Source organism: Streptomyces sp. ISL-96 (assembly GCF_018614035.1).
GTDB lineage: Bacteria > Actinomycetota > Actinomycetes > Streptomycetales > Streptomycetaceae > Streptomyces.
In genome coordinates, this window is record NZ_JAGGPA010000025.1 from 49,474 (window position 1) to 64,978 (window position 15,505).

Annotated in this window: 15 protein-coding genes and 1 pseudogene; 12 read left to right on the top strand and 4 right to left on the bottom strand. The window is 68.6% G+C overall.

The window, feature by feature from the left end:
- Nucleotide 1: 1 nt before the first annotated feature.
- From J7E96_RS16765 to J7E96_RS16770, 3 genes and pseudogenes are all read right to left on the bottom strand, one after another.
- Nucleotides 2–427 (bottom strand): S1 RNA-binding domain-containing protein, encoded by a 426-nt coding sequence (locus J7E96_RS16765; protein WP_308295997.1) that lies wholly within the window; start codon nucleotides 425–427, stop codon nucleotides 2–4.
- Between the two features lie 25 nt (nucleotides 428–452).
- A pseudogene (locus tag J7E96_RS37460) lies at nucleotides 453–632 on the bottom strand (IS5/IS1182 family transposase); the annotation flags it as partial.
- Between the two features lie 16 nt (nucleotides 633–648).
- Nucleotides 649–1,932, bottom strand: coding sequence for a nucleotide sugar dehydrogenase (locus J7E96_RS16770; RefSeq protein WP_215132249.1), 1,284 nt, complete (start codon nucleotides 1,930–1,932; stop codon nucleotides 649–651).
- 139 nt (nucleotides 1,933–2,071) lie between these two features.
- On the opposite strand from J7E96_RS16770, the gene J7E96_RS16775 reads away from it, so the two are divergent.
- From J7E96_RS16775 to J7E96_RS16815, 9 genes are all read left to right on the top strand, one after another.
- Entirely contained in the window at nucleotides 2,072–3,061 is a 990-nt protein-coding gene (locus J7E96_RS16775) for an NAD(P)-dependent oxidoreductase (protein ID WP_215132253.1), read from the top strand.
- Nucleotides 3,062–3,085: 24 nt separating this feature from the next.
- Complete coding sequence (locus tag J7E96_RS16780; RefSeq protein WP_215132257.1) at nucleotides 3,086–4,168, top strand: MraY family glycosyltransferase; 1,083 nt, start codon at nucleotides 3,086–3,088, stop codon at nucleotides 4,166–4,168.
- A gap of 83 nt (nucleotides 4,169–4,251) precedes the next feature.
- The gene (locus J7E96_RS16785; RefSeq protein WP_215132262.1) at nucleotides 4,252–4,968 is read left to right on the top strand and encodes a WecB/TagA/CpsF family glycosyltransferase; all 717 of its coding nucleotides are present in this window, start codon (nucleotides 4,252–4,254) and stop codon (nucleotides 4,966–4,968) included.
- 84 nt (nucleotides 4,969–5,052) lie between these two features.
- Nucleotides 5,053–5,565, top strand: coding sequence for a hypothetical protein (locus J7E96_RS16790; protein ID WP_215132267.1), 513 nt, complete (start codon nucleotides 5,053–5,055; stop codon nucleotides 5,563–5,565).
- Nucleotides 5,566–5,609: 44 nt separating this feature from the next.
- Nucleotides 5,610–6,626: an LCP family protein gene (locus J7E96_RS16795; protein ID WP_215132270.1), complete on the top strand. Its 1,017-nt coding sequence runs from the start codon at nucleotides 5,610–5,612 to the stop codon at nucleotides 6,624–6,626.
- 206 nt (nucleotides 6,627–6,832) lie between these two features.
- The gene (locus J7E96_RS16800; protein WP_251070016.1) at nucleotides 6,833–7,645 is read left to right on the top strand and encodes a methyltransferase domain-containing protein; all 813 of its coding nucleotides are present in this window, start codon (nucleotides 6,833–6,835) and stop codon (nucleotides 7,643–7,645) included.
- A gap of 370 nt (nucleotides 7,646–8,015) precedes the next feature.
- A complete protein-coding gene (locus J7E96_RS16805) occupies nucleotides 8,016–9,467 on the top strand; it encodes a polysaccharide biosynthesis tyrosine autokinase (protein WP_215132280.1) in 1,452 nt (483 codons plus the stop codon).
- Nucleotides 9,464–10,402 (top strand): GDP-L-fucose synthase, encoded by a 939-nt coding sequence (locus J7E96_RS16810; RefSeq protein WP_215132285.1) that lies wholly within the window; start codon nucleotides 9,464–9,466, stop codon nucleotides 10,400–10,402. The genes J7E96_RS16805 and J7E96_RS16810 overlap by 4 nt, the downstream gene beginning before the upstream one ends.
- A complete protein-coding gene (locus J7E96_RS16815) occupies nucleotides 10,378–10,941 on the top strand; it encodes a low molecular weight phosphatase family protein (RefSeq protein ID WP_215132290.1) in 564 nt (187 codons plus the stop codon). The genes J7E96_RS16810 and J7E96_RS16815 overlap by 25 nt, the downstream gene beginning before the upstream one ends.
- Nucleotides 10,942–11,297: 356 nt before the next feature.
- Here the strand turns inward: J7E96_RS16815 and J7E96_RS38215 are convergent, their stop codons facing one another.
- Nucleotides 11,298–11,966, bottom strand: a complete 669-nt coding sequence (locus J7E96_RS38215) for an FkbM family methyltransferase (RefSeq protein ID WP_215132294.1) — start codon at nucleotides 11,964–11,966, stop codon at nucleotides 11,298–11,300.
- Nucleotides 11,967–12,361: 395 nt separating this feature from the next.
- Between J7E96_RS38215 and J7E96_RS16825 the strand changes: the two genes are divergently transcribed.
- Genes J7E96_RS16825 through gmd form a run of 3 tightly spaced genes read left to right on the top strand, consistent with a single transcriptional unit; the run spans nucleotide 12,362 to nucleotide 15,454 of the window.
- Nucleotides 12,362–13,189, top strand: a complete 828-nt coding sequence (locus J7E96_RS16825; RefSeq protein WP_251070044.1) for a glycosyltransferase family 2 protein — start codon at nucleotides 12,362–12,364, stop codon at nucleotides 13,187–13,189.
- A gap of 4 nt (nucleotides 13,190–13,193) precedes the next feature.
- On the top strand, nucleotides 13,194–14,513 hold the full coding sequence (locus J7E96_RS16830; RefSeq protein WP_215132304.1) for a hypothetical protein: 1,320 nt from the start codon (nucleotides 13,194–13,196) through the stop codon (nucleotides 14,511–14,513).
- Nucleotides 14,456–15,454: a GDP-mannose 4,6-dehydratase gene (gene gmd, locus J7E96_RS16835; protein WP_215132309.1), complete on the top strand. Its 999-nt coding sequence runs from the start codon at nucleotides 14,456–14,458 to the stop codon at nucleotides 15,452–15,454. Before J7E96_RS16830 ends, gmd begins: the two co-directional genes overlap by 58 nt.
- The last annotated feature ends 51 nt before the right edge of the window (nucleotides 15,455–15,505 follow it).

Consider the following 15,505-nt stretch of genomic DNA (forward strand, 5'->3'; position numbering starts at 1 on the left):
CTTACCCATCCTCGTCCCCCGGCGGCCAGGGTGGCTGCTCTCCCCGACCTTCAGCGGCGCACAGCCGCACCCGGTGACGCTGAAGATCAACCTCAGCGACCTTGACCGTGATCAGCTCACCTTCGCCGACAACTTGGTCAGGCGTCTCAACCGGCTCACTGGTCAGTTCTGAGAGGTGAAGGAACCCTTCGATGTCCGAGGCAAGCTGCACGAACACACCGAAAGGAATGATCTTGGTGATCGGCCCCGTGACGACTCGGCCGACGTGATCGGCAAGGCGAGTGAGTGGATCTTCCTGCAGAGACTTCAACGACAGCGTGACCTGCCCTGAGCGTGTCTCGGCCACGATCACCTCAGCGGTGATCCGCTGGCCCGCTTCGACGGCCTCGGAGGCATGACTGATCCGGGACCACGTCAGGTCCGGCACACGGATGAAGCCGGTGCACAGGCCGTCAGGCTCGCCATCGAGGTGGGTCGCGCCTGGTAGAGGCGTTCGTGCCGGTGAGGCGACGGACCATGACGTGGGTCATCGCCCAGTAGACGCGAGAGGCGGACGAGGACGGATGGTGCTCGTAGTCGCGGACCATACGCCGGTGCAATATCAAGATCCCGTAGGTCTGCTCGACCCTCCACTCATGCCGCCGCCGGTTACAGGCGGTCGATCCGGTCTCCCCGGCAGCGGTTGCGGGCGTCGAAGACATACGTCGCATGGCGCTCCACCAGACCGTAGTCGAAGTCGTCGTGGTCGGTCAGGACTACGACCGCGTCCGTGGCCGCGATCTCCGCCTCGGTCAGGTCGACGCACAGCACCCCGGGCGGCAGCAACTGTGGATCGGCGTGCGGCTCCACGGCCCGGACCCGCGCGCCGCGCCCCATCAGCAGTTCGGCGACGGTGGCGGCGGGAGACTCCCGTACGTCCCCGGTGTTCTTCTTGTACGCGAGCCCCAACACCAGCACCCGTGCGTCGGCCAGCGGCCGTCCGAGTCCGGCCAGGCCGCCTTCGACGCGCCGCACCACGTACTCGGGCATGTGCTCGTTGATCTCGTGGGCGAGGGAGACGAAGCGCACGTCATGCTGAAGCTTCTGCAGTACCTGCCAGGAGAGATACGAGGGATCCACCGGCAGGCAGTGACCGCCCACCCCGGGCCCCGGGGTGAAGGGCATGTAGCCGAAGGGCTTGGTGGCGGCCGCGTCCACCGCCTCCCAGATGTCGACACCAAGGGGCCGGGCGCACATCGCGAGTTCGTTGACGAGCGCGATGTTCACCTGCCGGAAGGTGTTCTCCAGCAGCTTGGTCAACTCGGCGGTGCGCGGGGAGGAGACCGGCACGGTCCGGGCCACAATCCGGTCGTAGAACTCCGTGACGGCTTCGAGGGAGTCGTCGTCGATGCCGGAGACGACCTTGGGGGTGTTCTCCAGATGCCAACGGGTGTTGCCCGGGTCGATACGTTCCGGGCTGTAACCGAGCCGGAATCCTTTGCCGGCCCGCAGCCCGCTGCCCGCCTCCAGGATCGGCAGGAGGATCTCCTCGGTGGTGCCGGGGTACGTCGTCGACTCCAGCACCACGACGGCGCCGGGACGCATCAGCGGGGCGATCGACCGGCCCGCGCTCTCGACGCACCGCAGGTCCGGGGTGCCGTCGCGCAGCGGGGTCGGCACGCTGATCACGCAGACGTCGAAGCCGGCCGCGTCCGCGTAATCGGTGGTGACGCTCAACTGTCCGGAGTCGAGCAGCGGTAGTAGTCGTTCGTCTGGGATGTCCTCGATATACGAGTCGGCGGCCTCCAGCCGTTTGACGCGCTGCTCGTCGCTGTCCAGGCCGGTTACCTGGAAGCCCGCCTCCGCTGCGCGCACCGCCAACGGCAGTCCGACGTATCCCAACCCGACCACCAGGACGACGTTCTGTGGTGCCGAGGTCGCTGTTGATCCCATGTGTGATGTCTCCGATGTCGATGCGCGATGTGAGCCGTGTTGTTCGCTCTATATTGGGATAAAACAGGTAATTTTGCCTGTGTCACATGCCGGATGCCGCTTTGGCGTCACTCGGATACCGCAACCGGACAGGCGGCGTATGAATCCCACGACGTATTTGGTCACTGGCGGTGCCGGCTTCATCGGCTCACATCTCACCGACGCCCTGCTCGCACAGGGCCATACAGTCGTCGTCCTCGACAACCTCACGACTGGCCGTGAGGAGAACCTGGACCATGCCCGACAGAATCCACGCTTCCGCTTCGTCCACGGCTCCGTGCTCGACCGGTTGCTCGTGGACGAACTGGTCCGGCAGTGCGACACGGTGGCCCATCTCGCCGCAGCCGTCGGCGTCCGGCTGATCGTGGAGCGGCCGCTGCAGTCCTTCACCACCAACATCTGCGGCACCGAGACGGTCATCGAGGCGGCTCACCGCTACCGCCGCAGGGTGCTCCTCGCCTCCACCTCGGAGATCTACGGGAAAAACTCCTCGGGACCGCTCGCCGAGAACTCCGAACGGATCCTGGGCAGTACGAGCGTGGCGCGCTGGTCGTACTCCACCGCCAAGGCCGTCGACGAGATCCTCGCCTTCGCCTACCACCGCGAACTGAACCTGCCCACCATCGTGGTGCGGCTGTTCAATACGGTCGGACCGCGGCAGAGCCCTGCGTACGGGATGGTCGTGCCCCGGCTGGTACGCCAGGCCGTGCACGGGGAACCGCTCACCGTGCACGGCGACGGCAAGCAGCGGCGCTGCTTCGCGCACGTCGCCGACGTCGTCGACGCCCTGCTGCGGCTTCTCGCCCATCCGGACGCGGTCGGCAAGGTCTTCAACATCGGTACGAACGAAGAGACCACCATTGCCGGGCTGGCCGCCCGTGTCATCGCACGCAGCGCCAGCGACTCCGAGATCCGGCTGGTCCCCTACCACCAGGCGTACGGCGAGGGTTTCGAGGACATGGAGCGCCGACTGCCCGACACCGAGCGGATTCGTGCCCTCACCGGCTGGCGGCCGCAGCGCACCCTCGACGACATCCTCGACGCGACCATCGCCGAGGCGCGCGTCGAACGCGCAGCGGTGCCAGCCTGACCCTGGTCTGAGAGGACCTTCACCGTGCCCTACACGCTAGCGGCCGCAGCGGCCGCCCTGCTGCTCACCGCTGTACTGACCGGACTCCTGCGTGCCCTCGCGCTGCGGTGGGGACACACCTGTGCCGGTCTCCTGGACCGTCCCGCCGGTCACAAGGCGCACACTCGCCCCATCCCCCACCTCGGCGGGGTCGCAGTGGTCGTGGGGACCCTCGGCGCGGCCTCCTCGGGGCCGTGGACCGGGCAGGCGTTGCTGGGCCGGGAGGTCGGCACGCTGCTCGTGGCCGGAGCCGCCGTCGCCGTGCTCGGGCTGGTCGACGACTTGCGGCAGCTGGGACCCCGGGCGCGACTCGTCGTCGAGACGGGTGCCGCGGGGACCGTCGCGTACGGCAGCGGACTGGGGCTGGTGACCGGAGCCCTCGCCGTGCTGTGGATCGTCTTCATCACCAATGCCTTCAACCTGCTGGACAACTCGGACGGTGCGATGGGGACAGTCGCGGCCCTCACCGCGCTGGGGCTCGCCATCTGCGCGATCACCGAGGGCCGTACCGGCCTCGCCCTCCTGCTCTGTGTACTGGCCGCCGCCCTCACCGGCTTCCTGTTGCACAACTGGCATCCCGCCCGGATCTTCCTCGGCGACTGCGGCTCGCTGTTCACCGGTTTCGTGCTGTCCTCCGCCGCTGTACTGCTGCACGCCGGCCACACCCCGGCCCGCACCACGGGCGCACTGCTCGCCTTCACCCTCGTCGTCACCGCCGACACCGCGCTCGTCCTCGTCTCCCGTCACCGGCGGGGCCGACCGTTGCTGCTCGGCGGCACCGACCACATCGCGCACCGGCTGCGGCGGCTCGGGCTGACGGCGCCCGGAACGGCTGTGGTACTGGGCGTCATCGCGTTCGTCGAGACGCTCATCGGGCTGCTGATCCACCATGCCTGGCTGCCGCCCTCCGCCGTGCTGCCGGTGGCGGGCGCCGCGGTGCTGGCCTGCGTCAGCATGCTCAGGGTGCCTGTGTACGGACCCGGCCAGCTCGGCCGGCTCAGGCGCCGGGACCGCCGGACTGCTAACAGCCCCCGTGCGGCCAGGGCTATCGATGCGGCACGCGGATGACGGGCAGGGACGTGCGCCTGCCGGCCACAACGCGCAGGGATGTGTCCACCGGCCTGCCTACCGTCCTGTGTGCCGGAGTTCCCGTGGCCGCTGCGACTCCGGAGGCCGCGGCCGCAGCGGTGGTCCGTCTCGCCGCCGAAGGCGTGGCGGCCGACGTCCACCTCTGCAACGCGTACACCCTCGCCCTCGCCGACGGGGATTCGCGACTGGCACAGGCGCTGCGGACGGCGACCCTCAACCTCCCCGACGGGCAAGGGGTGGTCTGGGTCAACCGGATCGTCCACCGGAGCCGCTCCGTGCCGCCGACGCGGGTGTACGGACCCGACCTCTTTCTGGACGTCTTCCGTAACGGTCAGGACGTGGGCATCCGCCATTACCTCCTCGGCTCCACCCCGGCGGTACTGGAACGGCTGGCCGCCGAACTGCGGGCCCGTTTCCCGCGCGCCCGGATCGTAGGCATCGAGTCACCGCCGTTCCGCGAACCGACCGACGCCGAGCGACAGTCGCAGCTGGAACGGATCCGCGCCAGCGGCGCCCAGATCGTCTGGCTCGGCCTCGGCACCCCCAGACAGGACTACGAGGCCGCCCGGCTGGCCACCGCGCACCCCGCGGTGTTCGCCGCCGTCGGCGCCGCCTTCGACTTCGTTTCCGGCAACAAGCCGCAGGCCCCGCTGTGGATGCAGCGGCACGGCCTGGAATGGCTCTTCCGACTCTGCAGCGAACCGCGCCGACTGTGGCGCCGGGTGCTGTGGGGGCATCCCCGTTTCCTCTGGGCAGCATACAAAGGAGCACGACAGTGACCCTCCTTCACCGCGCGCAGCGCCCTGCAGCGCCTGGGCATCGACGTCGCCCGCTATCCGGCGAGCTGGTCCGGGCGGCAACTGGTGCAGCTGTTTCAGAAGTTCGATGTCGGCCTCGTCATCGATGCCGGCGCACACGCCGGTGGATACGGCACGATGCTCCGCCGCTCCGGCTACCGCGGCCGTATGGTCTCCTTCGAGCCGCTCACCGGCCGGCGCGCGGAGCTCCATCGCAGGGCGGCGTCGGACCGGGCCTGGGCGGTCCTGCCGTGCGCGCTCGGCGACCACTCCGGCACGGTGACCGGCGGTTGGCGGCAGTTGCCGCCGTCCGGCGCTCTCCACGCCTCACCGGCCGTCATTAACGTCGCGGACAACGCCGGTGCCAGCAGCTCCGTCCTGCCCATGCTCGGCCGCCACCGCGCGGCCTACCTGAGCGAACAGACCGCATCCGTGCCGGCCGCAGCCCGGGACGCGGTCACGGACGGCGAATCGGCAGGTGTGCGCGAGTGGTACGGGCCGACCGGGCCTTGCTCAGCCGAGCTGGTTGGCCGGCCTGCGGGGCTCCTGCCGTACGGACGCAATGCGTTACACGGTTGAGGGAATGGCCGCCAGGGTCACCCTTGGAGTGGAAGGGCTCTTCCATGGCAGTGCGTGATCTACGCTTCAGACCCTTCCTCTGCGTCGTCGGCCTCGGCGCGACCCTTCTCCTGGCCGTCACAGGCGGCGTCGGCTGGGTCCTCTATCAACGCCTCGACGGCAGTATCCGTACGGACGAAAAGACCGCCCGCGCGCTCGCGACCGACCACGGCTCCCGTCCCCGGGCCGTTGCGCACGGCGCCGAGAACATCCTGCTTCTCGGCTCCGACCGGGAGGGCAACTACGGCGGCGAGCGCAGCGACACAACGATCCTGCTCCATCTCTCGGCAGACCGCCGCAGCGCCTCGCTGGTGAGCGTGCCGCGCGACATGATGGTCGAGATCCCCAGCTGTCTGCAGCCCGACGGGACGCGCAGCCGGGCGCAGTACGCGCAGTTCAACTGGGCCTTCCAGTTCGGCGGGGCTGCCTGTGCGATCCGCACCTTCGAGATGCTCACCGGCGTCCGCGTCGACCACCATCTCGTCGTCGACTTCACCGGCTTCGAGAAGGTCGTGGACGCGGTCGGAGGCGTGGAGGTCGAGGTCCACGAGCCAATGAGCGTGCCGGACTCCACCGTCGAGCTCAGCCCGGGCAGACAACTGCTCCGCGGCGACCAGGCGCTCGTGTTCGTACGCGCGCGAACGGGCGTCGGTGACGGTAGCGATCTGCAGCGCATCGAGCGCCAGAAGGAGTTCATCGACGATCTGCTGCGGGAGCTGCGCGGCAGCGGCACGCTCACCAACCCGGCCCGCCTCTATCCGGTGCTGAACGCGGTCACGTCCTCGCTGGTCGCCGACCGCGGGCTCGACTCGCTCGGTGAGCTGTACGGCCTGGTGGAAGGGGCCCGTGGCATCCCCCCGAAGCGGACTTCGCTGGTCACGATTCCCTGTAACCCCGGCTACAGGGGTGGCTACATGATGGTCGTGGACCAGGCGGAGGAGCTCTTCAAGGCTCTTCGTGACGACAAGCCGCTTCCGAAGCGCCTGTACAACGCGTACGACAAGACGCAGGACGAGCTCTAACAGGCTTGGCCGGGTTCACTCGCTGATGGCGTGCGGGGCTGTCAAAATGAACGGCGGATACTGCTCTGGTCGTTACCGCTGTTCCACACAGAGGTGGGGTTTGGCGATCACCAGTCGGCGGTGCGCGGAGGCCGAACGCATGAACTCCCAGCGATCCTCCCCTCGAATTCCGGAAGACGGAACGTGAAACGCATACTTTCCCCCGCATGACAGTCATTCCAGCGAATCCCTCCATGGGGACGCTCCAAGAGCAGGGGCATGATGCCGGCCACGACTACGCGAAGGGTTCACCGCACATCCGTCACCACAGCGTCCGCGAGCGTGTGATCGCGGGCGTGCACGCCGTGGTAGGTGATGTCATCGAGCGGAACGGCGCATGCCACGTTTTGGAGCTCGGCGCCGGGCACGGCACCTTTACCGATCACGTGGTGGCGGCCGGCGCCGACGTCGAGGTGACGGAGATGAGCATGCCGAGTGCGATGGTCCTCCGGAGCCGCTTCCGAAACAATCCGAAGGTCACTGTGACCTTCGACCGCGACGGGCAAGCGGATCGCAACGGAGGTCCGCTCGGCGCGGCTGTGTGCATCTCCGTACTGCACCATATTCCGGACTATCTTGAGACGGTAAAGTGGCTCGTAGAGCGCATCCAGCCCGGTGGCGGGTTCTTCAGCATTCAGGACCCGCTCTGGTATCCACGGCGGTCTCGGACGTCTATGAGCCTGGACCGCAACGCATATTTGCTCTGGAGACTCGGCCAGGGCGAATTCCGCCGCGGCCTGGCCACCCGGATGCGTCGGCTGCGCGGCGTCTACGACGAGACCAATGAGGCCGACATGGTCGAGTACCACGTAGTACGCAACGGGCTCGACGAACAGGCATTGTGCGCGCTGCTGGAACCCGCCTTCGAGAAGGTGGAGCTGCAGCGCTACTGGTCTACTCAGTCCGGGCTGCTGCAAGCAGTCGGAGACAGGTTCGGCCCGCCGAACACCTTTGGGATCCTGGCCCAGAACCGTCGCTGAGAAGGTGCCGGGCTTCTGAGGAGGGCGCTTTCGTCACGAGGCCGTGACCGCCCGCGCTGCCTACGGCAAGACCATCAGCAGCGGCGCCCACGGTCACGTGTCGCCAGTAAAGCCGTGGCCCCAGTAGGCGTCGGTGCCGACCGTCACCACCTCGGCCCGCCTGGACCGCCTCGGGTGCACCATCGGGGCTGCCCGCGTCGACGAGGTGGATCGGTACCTCGCGGCGATTGTGACTGGCAATCAGCACAGCGATACGGGATGGCGACGCGCAGGACTCTTCCGATCAGACTCCCATCATTGGCGGACAAACAGCGCAAATACGTCTAACCTGGCCGGGCGCTGCCCCGAACGACCGGATGAGGTGTACAGCTTGGAACTCCGCAGCATCCTGAAAGCGCTGGCCCGGAGCTGGCCCGTCGTCCTCGCCTGCATCCTGCTGGGCGTCGCGGCCGGCTGGGGGGCCACCACCCTGTCGACGCCCGTCTACCAGGCGCGCGCCCAGCTGTTCGTCTCCGCGCAGTCCGGTGGCGACACCATGGCGCTCCAGCAGGGCAACAGCTTCTCACTGGCCCGAGTCCAGTCGTACGCATCGATCGTGACCAGTCGTCAGGTCACCCGGCACGTCATCTCCTCCCTCCGCCTCGACACCAAGCCGGACGAACTCGCCGGCCGGATCACCGCGGAAGCCCCGATCGGTACCGTGCTGGTCAACATCACGGTCAGGGACACGGAGCGGCGTCGCGCGGCGGACATCGCCAACGCCGTTGCCTACCGCTTCAGCGACGTCGTTGGGCGCTTGGAGAGCCTCGATCCCGCGCCCCCCGACAAAGTGGCCACGTCCCCGGTGAAGCTGAGCGTCACCCAGACCGCCTCGGCCCCCTCGGCCCCGGTCAGCCCGCGCCCCGCTCTCAACCTCGCCGCGGGCCTGCTCGCCGGGCTGCTGCTGGGCGCAGGCGCCGCCGCCCTCCGGGAGACCCTCGATACAACCCTCAAGACCGCGGACGCCGTGGCTGCCCTCACCAGCCTGCCCGTGCTCAGCTCCATTCCGTTCGACAAGGAGAGTCCACAGCAGCCGCTGGCCTACGGTGCCAAGGCGCACTCGGCGCGAGCCGAGGCCTACCGCCATCTGCGGACGAACTTGCAGTTCGCCCAGATCGGCGACCGGCCCCGGGTCATCGTCGTCACCAGTTCGCTGCCCGGCGAGGGCAAGACCAGCACGGCGGCCAACCTCGCCCTCTCGCTCACCCAGGGCGGCACCTCCACCTGCCTCGTCGAAGCCGATCTGCGCCGCCCCTCCGTGGCCGACACCTTCGGGCTCGTCCAGGACGCCGGCCTGACCAGCGTGCTGATCGGCCACGCGCGGATCGAGGACGTGATGCAGGCCGCTGGCGGACTCTCCGTCCTGACCAGCGGCCCCCTGCCGCCCAACCCCACCGAGCTGCTCGCCTCCGACCGGATGGCCGAGTTGCTGAGCGAACTCGCTGGACGGTACGAGGCCGTGATCGTCGACACCGCCCCGCTGCTGCCCGTCGCCGACACGGTCGGGCTCGCCACCTCCGCCCACGGCGCAATCCTGGTCGTACGGGCCAAAAAGACCCCGCGCGACCAGGTCAGGGCGGCCGCCGAAGCCCTGCACGCGGTGGGAGTGCGGACCCTCGGCACGGTCTTCAACATGAGCCCGATGGCAAGTTACTCAGCATATGGATACGGCTACGGAAACCCGCCGGCCGCGTTGCGGACCCCGGCTCCCGCGCCGCCGCGTCCGCGCACCGGGTCGGTGCTGTCCCGCGGGGCGGCACGGCTGCGAGGTGGCGACAAATGAGGCGCCTCGACCGCTCGGCCCGGGTTCATGTCGCCGGGCACCAAGGACTCGTCGGTTCCGCCGTCGCACGGTATCTCACCGCCGAGGGCTTCACCGATCTTCTCGTGCGCAGTTCCCGCGAGCTCGACCTGCGCGACCGGGAGGCGGTACGGGCCCTGTACGCCGCCGAGCGTCCGCACACCGTCGTCCTGGCCGCCGCCCGCGTCGGCGGCATCGCGGCCAACGCCGGCCGGCCGGTGGAGTTCCTCTCCGACAATCTCCGGATCCAGCTCAATGTCCTCGACGCGGCGCGCGAGTACGGCGTCGAACGGCTGCTGCTGCTCGGCTCCAGCTGTATCTATCCCAAGCACGCCCCGCAGCCGATCCCTGAGAGCGCCCTGCTCACCGGCCCGCTGGAGCCCACCAACGACGCCTACGCCATCGCCAAGATCGCCGGGATCATTCATGTCCAGGCGCTGCGCAGGCAGTACGGGCTCCCGTACATCTCGGCGATGCCCACCAACCTGTACGGGCCGGGCGACAACATCGACCCGCGCACCTCCCACGTCCTGCCGGCCATGCTGCGGCGTACGCACGAGGCACACATGCGCGGCGAGAGCCGGCTCACCCACTGGGGCACCGGCACCCCGCGGCGCGAGTTCCTGCACACCGACGACCTGGCCAGGGCTTGTCTCTTCCTGCTGGAGGAGTACGACGGTGACCAGCCCGTCAATGTCGGTACGGGCGAGGACCTGGAGCTGCGTGAACTGGCCCGGCTGGTGGCCGAGGTGGTCGGCTATCGCGGGACGATCGACTGGGACAGTTCCAAGCCGGACGGCACCCCGCGCAAACTGCTCGACACCACCCTGATCAATTCCCTGGGCTGGAAACCGAAGACTGGACTGCGCGAGGGAATCGAAGAGACCTACGTATGGCTGACGTCGCGGCTCGGCTGACCATCCTCTTCGTCTGCACCGGCAATGTGCACCGCTCCCCGCTGGCCGAGCGACTGCTGGCGGCCAGGCTCCCGGAAGCACGGGTGGGCAGTGCGGGCACCAGGGCCCAGCACATCTCGGGCATGCACCCGGCGACCCGTTCCGTGCTGGAGCAACTGGGCGGAAACGGTGCGGAGTTCACGTCCCGGATGCTGAGGCCGGAACTGGTGGCGGAGGCCGATCTCGTACTGGGTCTTGACCGGGAGCACCGGGAGACGGCCGTACGGCTGTGGCCGGTTGCTCTGCGCAAGTGCTTCACGGTCAGGGAGTTCCTGCGGCTGGCCCACGGGGGGGCGGCACCGCCCCGGGAAGCGATCTCCCGGGCCGCCGCCGCCCGCGGCAGCCTGGCGCCGGTCTCGGGGGCCGCGGACGGGATCGCCGATCCCTGCGGAGCCCCCTACGACGTACTGCTGGCCTGCGGGCAGGAAATCGACGGGGCGGTCGCAACCCTGGCCGCACTGCTGCAGGAGCGGGGTCGCGCACAAGGGACCGAGTGCTGAGCTTCCACAGCCTCCAACCCCCCATCTCGGTGCAGGTCATCATCCGGATCTGGCCCACGCCACCACAACCGCCGACGGACGCCGAGCGCAGCGTTCCGGTGACACTTGCCTTGCCGATGAGCACACTGGAGCGCGGCGGCGGTACTGGTCTTCCCCTCGCCGGACAGCGAGCTGGTGACGATGACGACTTTCGGCCGCTGCCCGGTCTGGGGGAATGCCGCAACGCCTCGGCTCGCGCGGAGTGTCCCAGAGCACCCGCCGCGGGAGGCTGCCCGCCCGTGCTCCTTGTCGAACGGGATGGAGGCGACTGCCTGCCGGTGATCCGGCGGCATCCGCAATAGCTGGATTCCGGTGAACTAGCCGAGGGTCAGGGTGTAGTTGCGGCCTTCTGTCCGGCGGACGACGTATCCGACTGCCTCAAGGCGACCCAGTCGCCGACGCAGGACCCAGGGATTCTCCGGTGCGTCGAACTCCACGCAGAGCACCCGGGGCAGGATTCTCTCTGCCGCGATCCAGTCCAGCACTGCGCCCTCCGCACCTTCGATATCCATCTTCAGCAGGTCGACATGGTCGTGTCCCAGCTTCTCGGTGAACGTCGCCAGCGAATGGCATTGGGCGTCGAACCCCGGACCGCTGCCGCGGACCTCCGTCGCGGAATGGGAGACATGCGCGGAGTCGGCGGGCGGGTGGAAGTGCAGAATGGCGTCCTCCTTCCACAGCCCGAAAGGGAGGAAGTGCCATCGGGGTTCGGTGATTCGGCTCGCGTACTCGATGGAGCGCGGCGTGGGATCCATCGCCCACACCTCACAGCCGAACCGTTCAATGAGGGCGAGGTCGAAACTCGCGTCCTCACCGACCCCTGCCGCGTAGACGACCGAGTCCTCGGCGATCAGGCCGGTGGGGATCCACCAGCCCCCGTAATCACTGCCCAGACGTTCCAGATCGTCGCGAGGCAGAATCCGGGTCAGCCGGGGTACGACAACCTCCGCCGCCTTGAGTTTGATCCGTCGGACTAGAGGTGTCACCGCGGCCCTTTCGATGGCAGTTCTCGACAACAGCCGGACGAAGCTCGTCGTTCCGCGTCACCGCGCACCCGGATACTTCCGAACCTCGGTGCTGAGCGCGCGGAATGCCACTGGAGTGACCGTCATGACCGGAACCCTAAGCAGCGTGCGGAAACCCTCCCGGTATTCAAGAACGCTTCCACGAGGGAATCACACCGTCGGCGTATGAGGTCGCCGGGGCGCCTCGCCGGCCCGGCCACCCGGCTCCGACCGGAGTCGGCCCGGCAAGCGGCGCGGTTTATCGGACTCGGATCAGCGCCCCGGCCCGGTTTGACGCTTACGCACCGTTCGTCTGGTAATGATGGGATGCGCGAGTTGAGGAGTGTTCCGTGCCGTCAGTCCGCATCGCCGTGTTGATGACCAGTCACAATCGACGCGAAAAGACCATGTCGGCGCTTGCCGCGCTCGCAGAACAGCATGGAATGCCGGAGGACACGGCCGTTCGTACCTATCTGGTTGACGCGGGCAGTACCGACGGCACCCCCTGCGCGGTCCGCGCCACCCACCCGGGAGTACAGGTCACCACGGTCGGCAGTGATGTCTTCTGGGGCCACGGCATGCGCATCGCCAGCCGCGGCAGCCGACGGGCCGACGAGCCGGAATGGGACTACCAGCTCTGGCTCAACGACGATGTGACGCTGGACGGCGACGCCCTGGCCGTGCTGCTCGAAACCGCCCGCGCGGTCGGGTCCGGCAAGGTTGTCGTCGGCGCCGTACGGGCGCGGGACGGCCTCCGCACGACGTACTCCGGGCGCCGAGGCCGGGCCCTCGCGCTGGTCGAACCCACTGGACGGCCCGAGCCCTGCGACACGTACAACGGGAACGTGGTGCTCCTGCCCCGCGCCGTGTGGGAAAGGGTCGGGGACATTGACGAGGTCTTCCGCCACGGCATGGGGGACTACGACCACGGACTGCGTGCCCGCCGAGCCGGCATCCCCACCTATGTGACCCCACGCCACGTCGGCAGCTGCGATTACGGCCCGCCCCTGACCGGCTCCCGTGAACCGGGCATCGGGGTGCGGGAGGCGCTGCGCCGTGTCACCTCACAGCGCGAACTGCCGCCCCGCCAATGGTGGGTCTACTGCCTGCGGCACTCGTGGCCGTGGGCCCCGTTGCTGCTGTTCTCGCCTTACGCGAAGACCGCGGCGCGAGCCGCGGTCCGCCGCTCCTACGCGGAGGGCTGATCCCTTGTCCTTCGACCCGACGACACCGCTGTTCGGCTGCACCGCGTTCCTGCTCGGGGCCGCCCTCATCGCGAGCTTCGTCCGCTGGCCCGGCTGGGCCATCGGTTTGTACACCACCATCCAGCTCTGGCAGTCGTATCAATCCATGCCCGGATCCCAGTCGAGCGCGGGCGTGGATCTGCTTCCCACCGACGTGCTGACGATGTGTCTGCTCGCGGCGTCCCTCATCATCCTGGCGAGGAGGAGGGGGTACCGCGCCCCGTTGGCACTCCTCGCCCTGCTGTCCCTGACCGCCTGTGCGCTGCTCCGCGGATTCGGACGCTTCGATGCCCAGACGGTGGGCAACGAGGCCCGGACCCACTTCATCCAACTCCTGTGCGTCGCGTTCTTCGTCGCCGTCCTCTCTCCTGGCCGGCCGCTGGTGCGCACCGTGGCCCGCGTCTGGGTCGCGGCCGCCTGCGTTCTGTCCCTGCTGGCGCTGCTGTGGTGGCTGAAGGCCGGTATCGGCTCCAACTCCGAACAGGTCATGGTCGACGGGGTGCTCACCAACGCCCGTGCGCTGGGCCCGGCCGAAGCCCTGATCATCGGCCAGGCGGCCATTTTCCTGCTGTGCGGCCGGGGCCTCGCGGGCCCCGGCTTCCTGGCCTGGCCGCTGCTGATGGTCGTCGTCCTGATGCAGCACCGCACCGTCTGGCTGGCCGTCGGCATCATGTTCACGGGCTGGCTGCTGTCGCGCCGACATCAGGGGGGATCCCGTCTCGCGGCGCTCACCGTCCTGGGTTCCCTGAGCACGCTCGGCCTGCTGGCTGTCTCCTGGGGTGTTGCCGAAGGGGTTACATCGAGCCTCGGGGCTTCCAGTGCGGACGACACGACGCTCGTGTGGCGCGCGGACGGCTGGCTCGCGCTGCTGCCAAGGCTCGATGGAGTGCTGGACTGGCTGGTGGGGCTGCCGTTCGGCTCGGGCTATGACCGCATGATGAACGGGGTCCTCATCACCTTCTCCCCGCACAACTACTACCTGGAAGTGCTGCTGCGCCTCGGGCTCCTCGGCGTCGCGGCACTCCTGGCGCTGTACGCGACGGCCGGGCGCGCGGCCGGCGCGGACCGCGAGCACGGGCTGCTGATCCGGCTGCTGATCTGCGGCCACCTGATCTTCATGACCACCTACCCGCTCTTCCCCGAACAGGCCGTGATCCTCGGCCTGCTGGCGGCCTGCGCACGGCCGCGCAACGACGCACCCAGTCCCCGTACGACCCAGGAGTCGCCGTGCCCAACAAGACCGCACTCATCACCGGCATCACCGGTCAGGACGGCTCGTATCTAGCCGAGCTCCTGCGCTCCAAGGGCTATCTGGTGCACGGCCTCGTCCGACGCTCGTCCACCATCACGACCCAGCGGATCGACCACCTCTACCAGGACCCGCACGAGCCCGACGCCCGGCTGCAACTGCACTACGGCGATCTCGCCGACGGCTCCCGCATCGCCGCGCTGCTGGAGCGCATTCAGCCCGAGGAGGTGTACCACCTCGCCGCCCAGTCGCACGTCCGGGTCTCCTTCGACGAACCCGAGTTCACCGGCAGCACCACCGGACTGGGCACCACCCGTCTGCTCGAAGCCATCCGGATGACCGGGTTGCCGTGCCGGTTCTACCAGGCATCGAGCTCCGAGATGTTCGGGACGACCGCACCCCCGCAGTCCGAGGGGTCACCCTTCCACCCGCGATCCCCGTACGCGGCCGCCAAGGTGTACGCGTACTGGATCACCCGCAACTACCGTGAGGCGTACGGCATCCACGCCGTCAACGGCATCCTCTTCAACCACGAGTCCCCGCGCCGGGGCGAGACCTTCGTGACCCGCAAGATCGCCCGCGCCGCCGCGAAGATCGCCAGTGGCAAGCAGCAGTTCCTGCATCTGGGCAATCTTGAGGCGCGCCGCGACTGGGGGTACGCGCCTGAGTACGTGGACGCGATGTGGAGGATGCTCCAGCGCGACCAGCCCGACGACTATGTCGTCGCCACCGGTACGAGCTACAGCGTCCGGGACTTCCTCACCTTCTGTTTCGAGCGCGCGGGACTGGACTGGGAGCGCCATGTACGGTTCGACGAACGGTACTTGAGACCGTCCGAGGTCCCCGCCCTCATTGGCGACGCGTCCAAGGCGGAACGCGAGCTTGGCTGGCGGCCGACCGTTCTGGCTCCCGAACTGGCCCGCATCATGACCGACGCCGAGCTGGGCGCCGCGATGCCGGGGGCTCGGACGCTGTGACCCGGCTCGCCGGCCTGGATCCCAGCGACGAGCCCGCGCCACGGCCGACGG

Bases quoted from the DNA above. Each gene is read 5' to 3' on its own strand.
- J7E96_RS16800 (WP_251070016.1), top strand. From the start codon at position 6,833: ATGACAGTCATTCCAGCGAATCCCTCCATGGGGACGCTCCAAGAGCAG.
- J7E96_RS16775 (WP_215132253.1), top strand. From the start codon at position 2,072: ATGAATCCCACGACGTATTTGGTCACTGGCGGTGCCGGCTTCATCGGC.
- J7E96_RS16770 (WP_215132249.1), bottom strand. From the start codon at position 1,932: ATGGGATCAACAGCGACCTCGGCACCACAGAACGTCGTCCTGGTGGTC.
- J7E96_RS16795 (WP_215132270.1), top strand. From the start codon at position 5,610: ATGGCAGTGCGTGATCTACGCTTCAGACCCTTCCTCTGCGTCGTCGGC.
- J7E96_RS16825 (WP_251070044.1), top strand. From the start codon at position 12,362: ATGACCAGTCACAATCGACGCGAAAAGACCATGTCGGCGCTTGCCGCG.
- J7E96_RS16810 (WP_215132285.1), top strand. From the start codon at position 9,464: ATGAGGCGCCTCGACCGCTCGGCCCGGGTTCATGTCGCCGGGCACCAA.
- J7E96_RS16815 (WP_215132290.1), top strand. From the start codon at position 10,378: ATGGCTGACGTCGCGGCTCGGCTGACCATCCTCTTCGTCTGCACCGGC.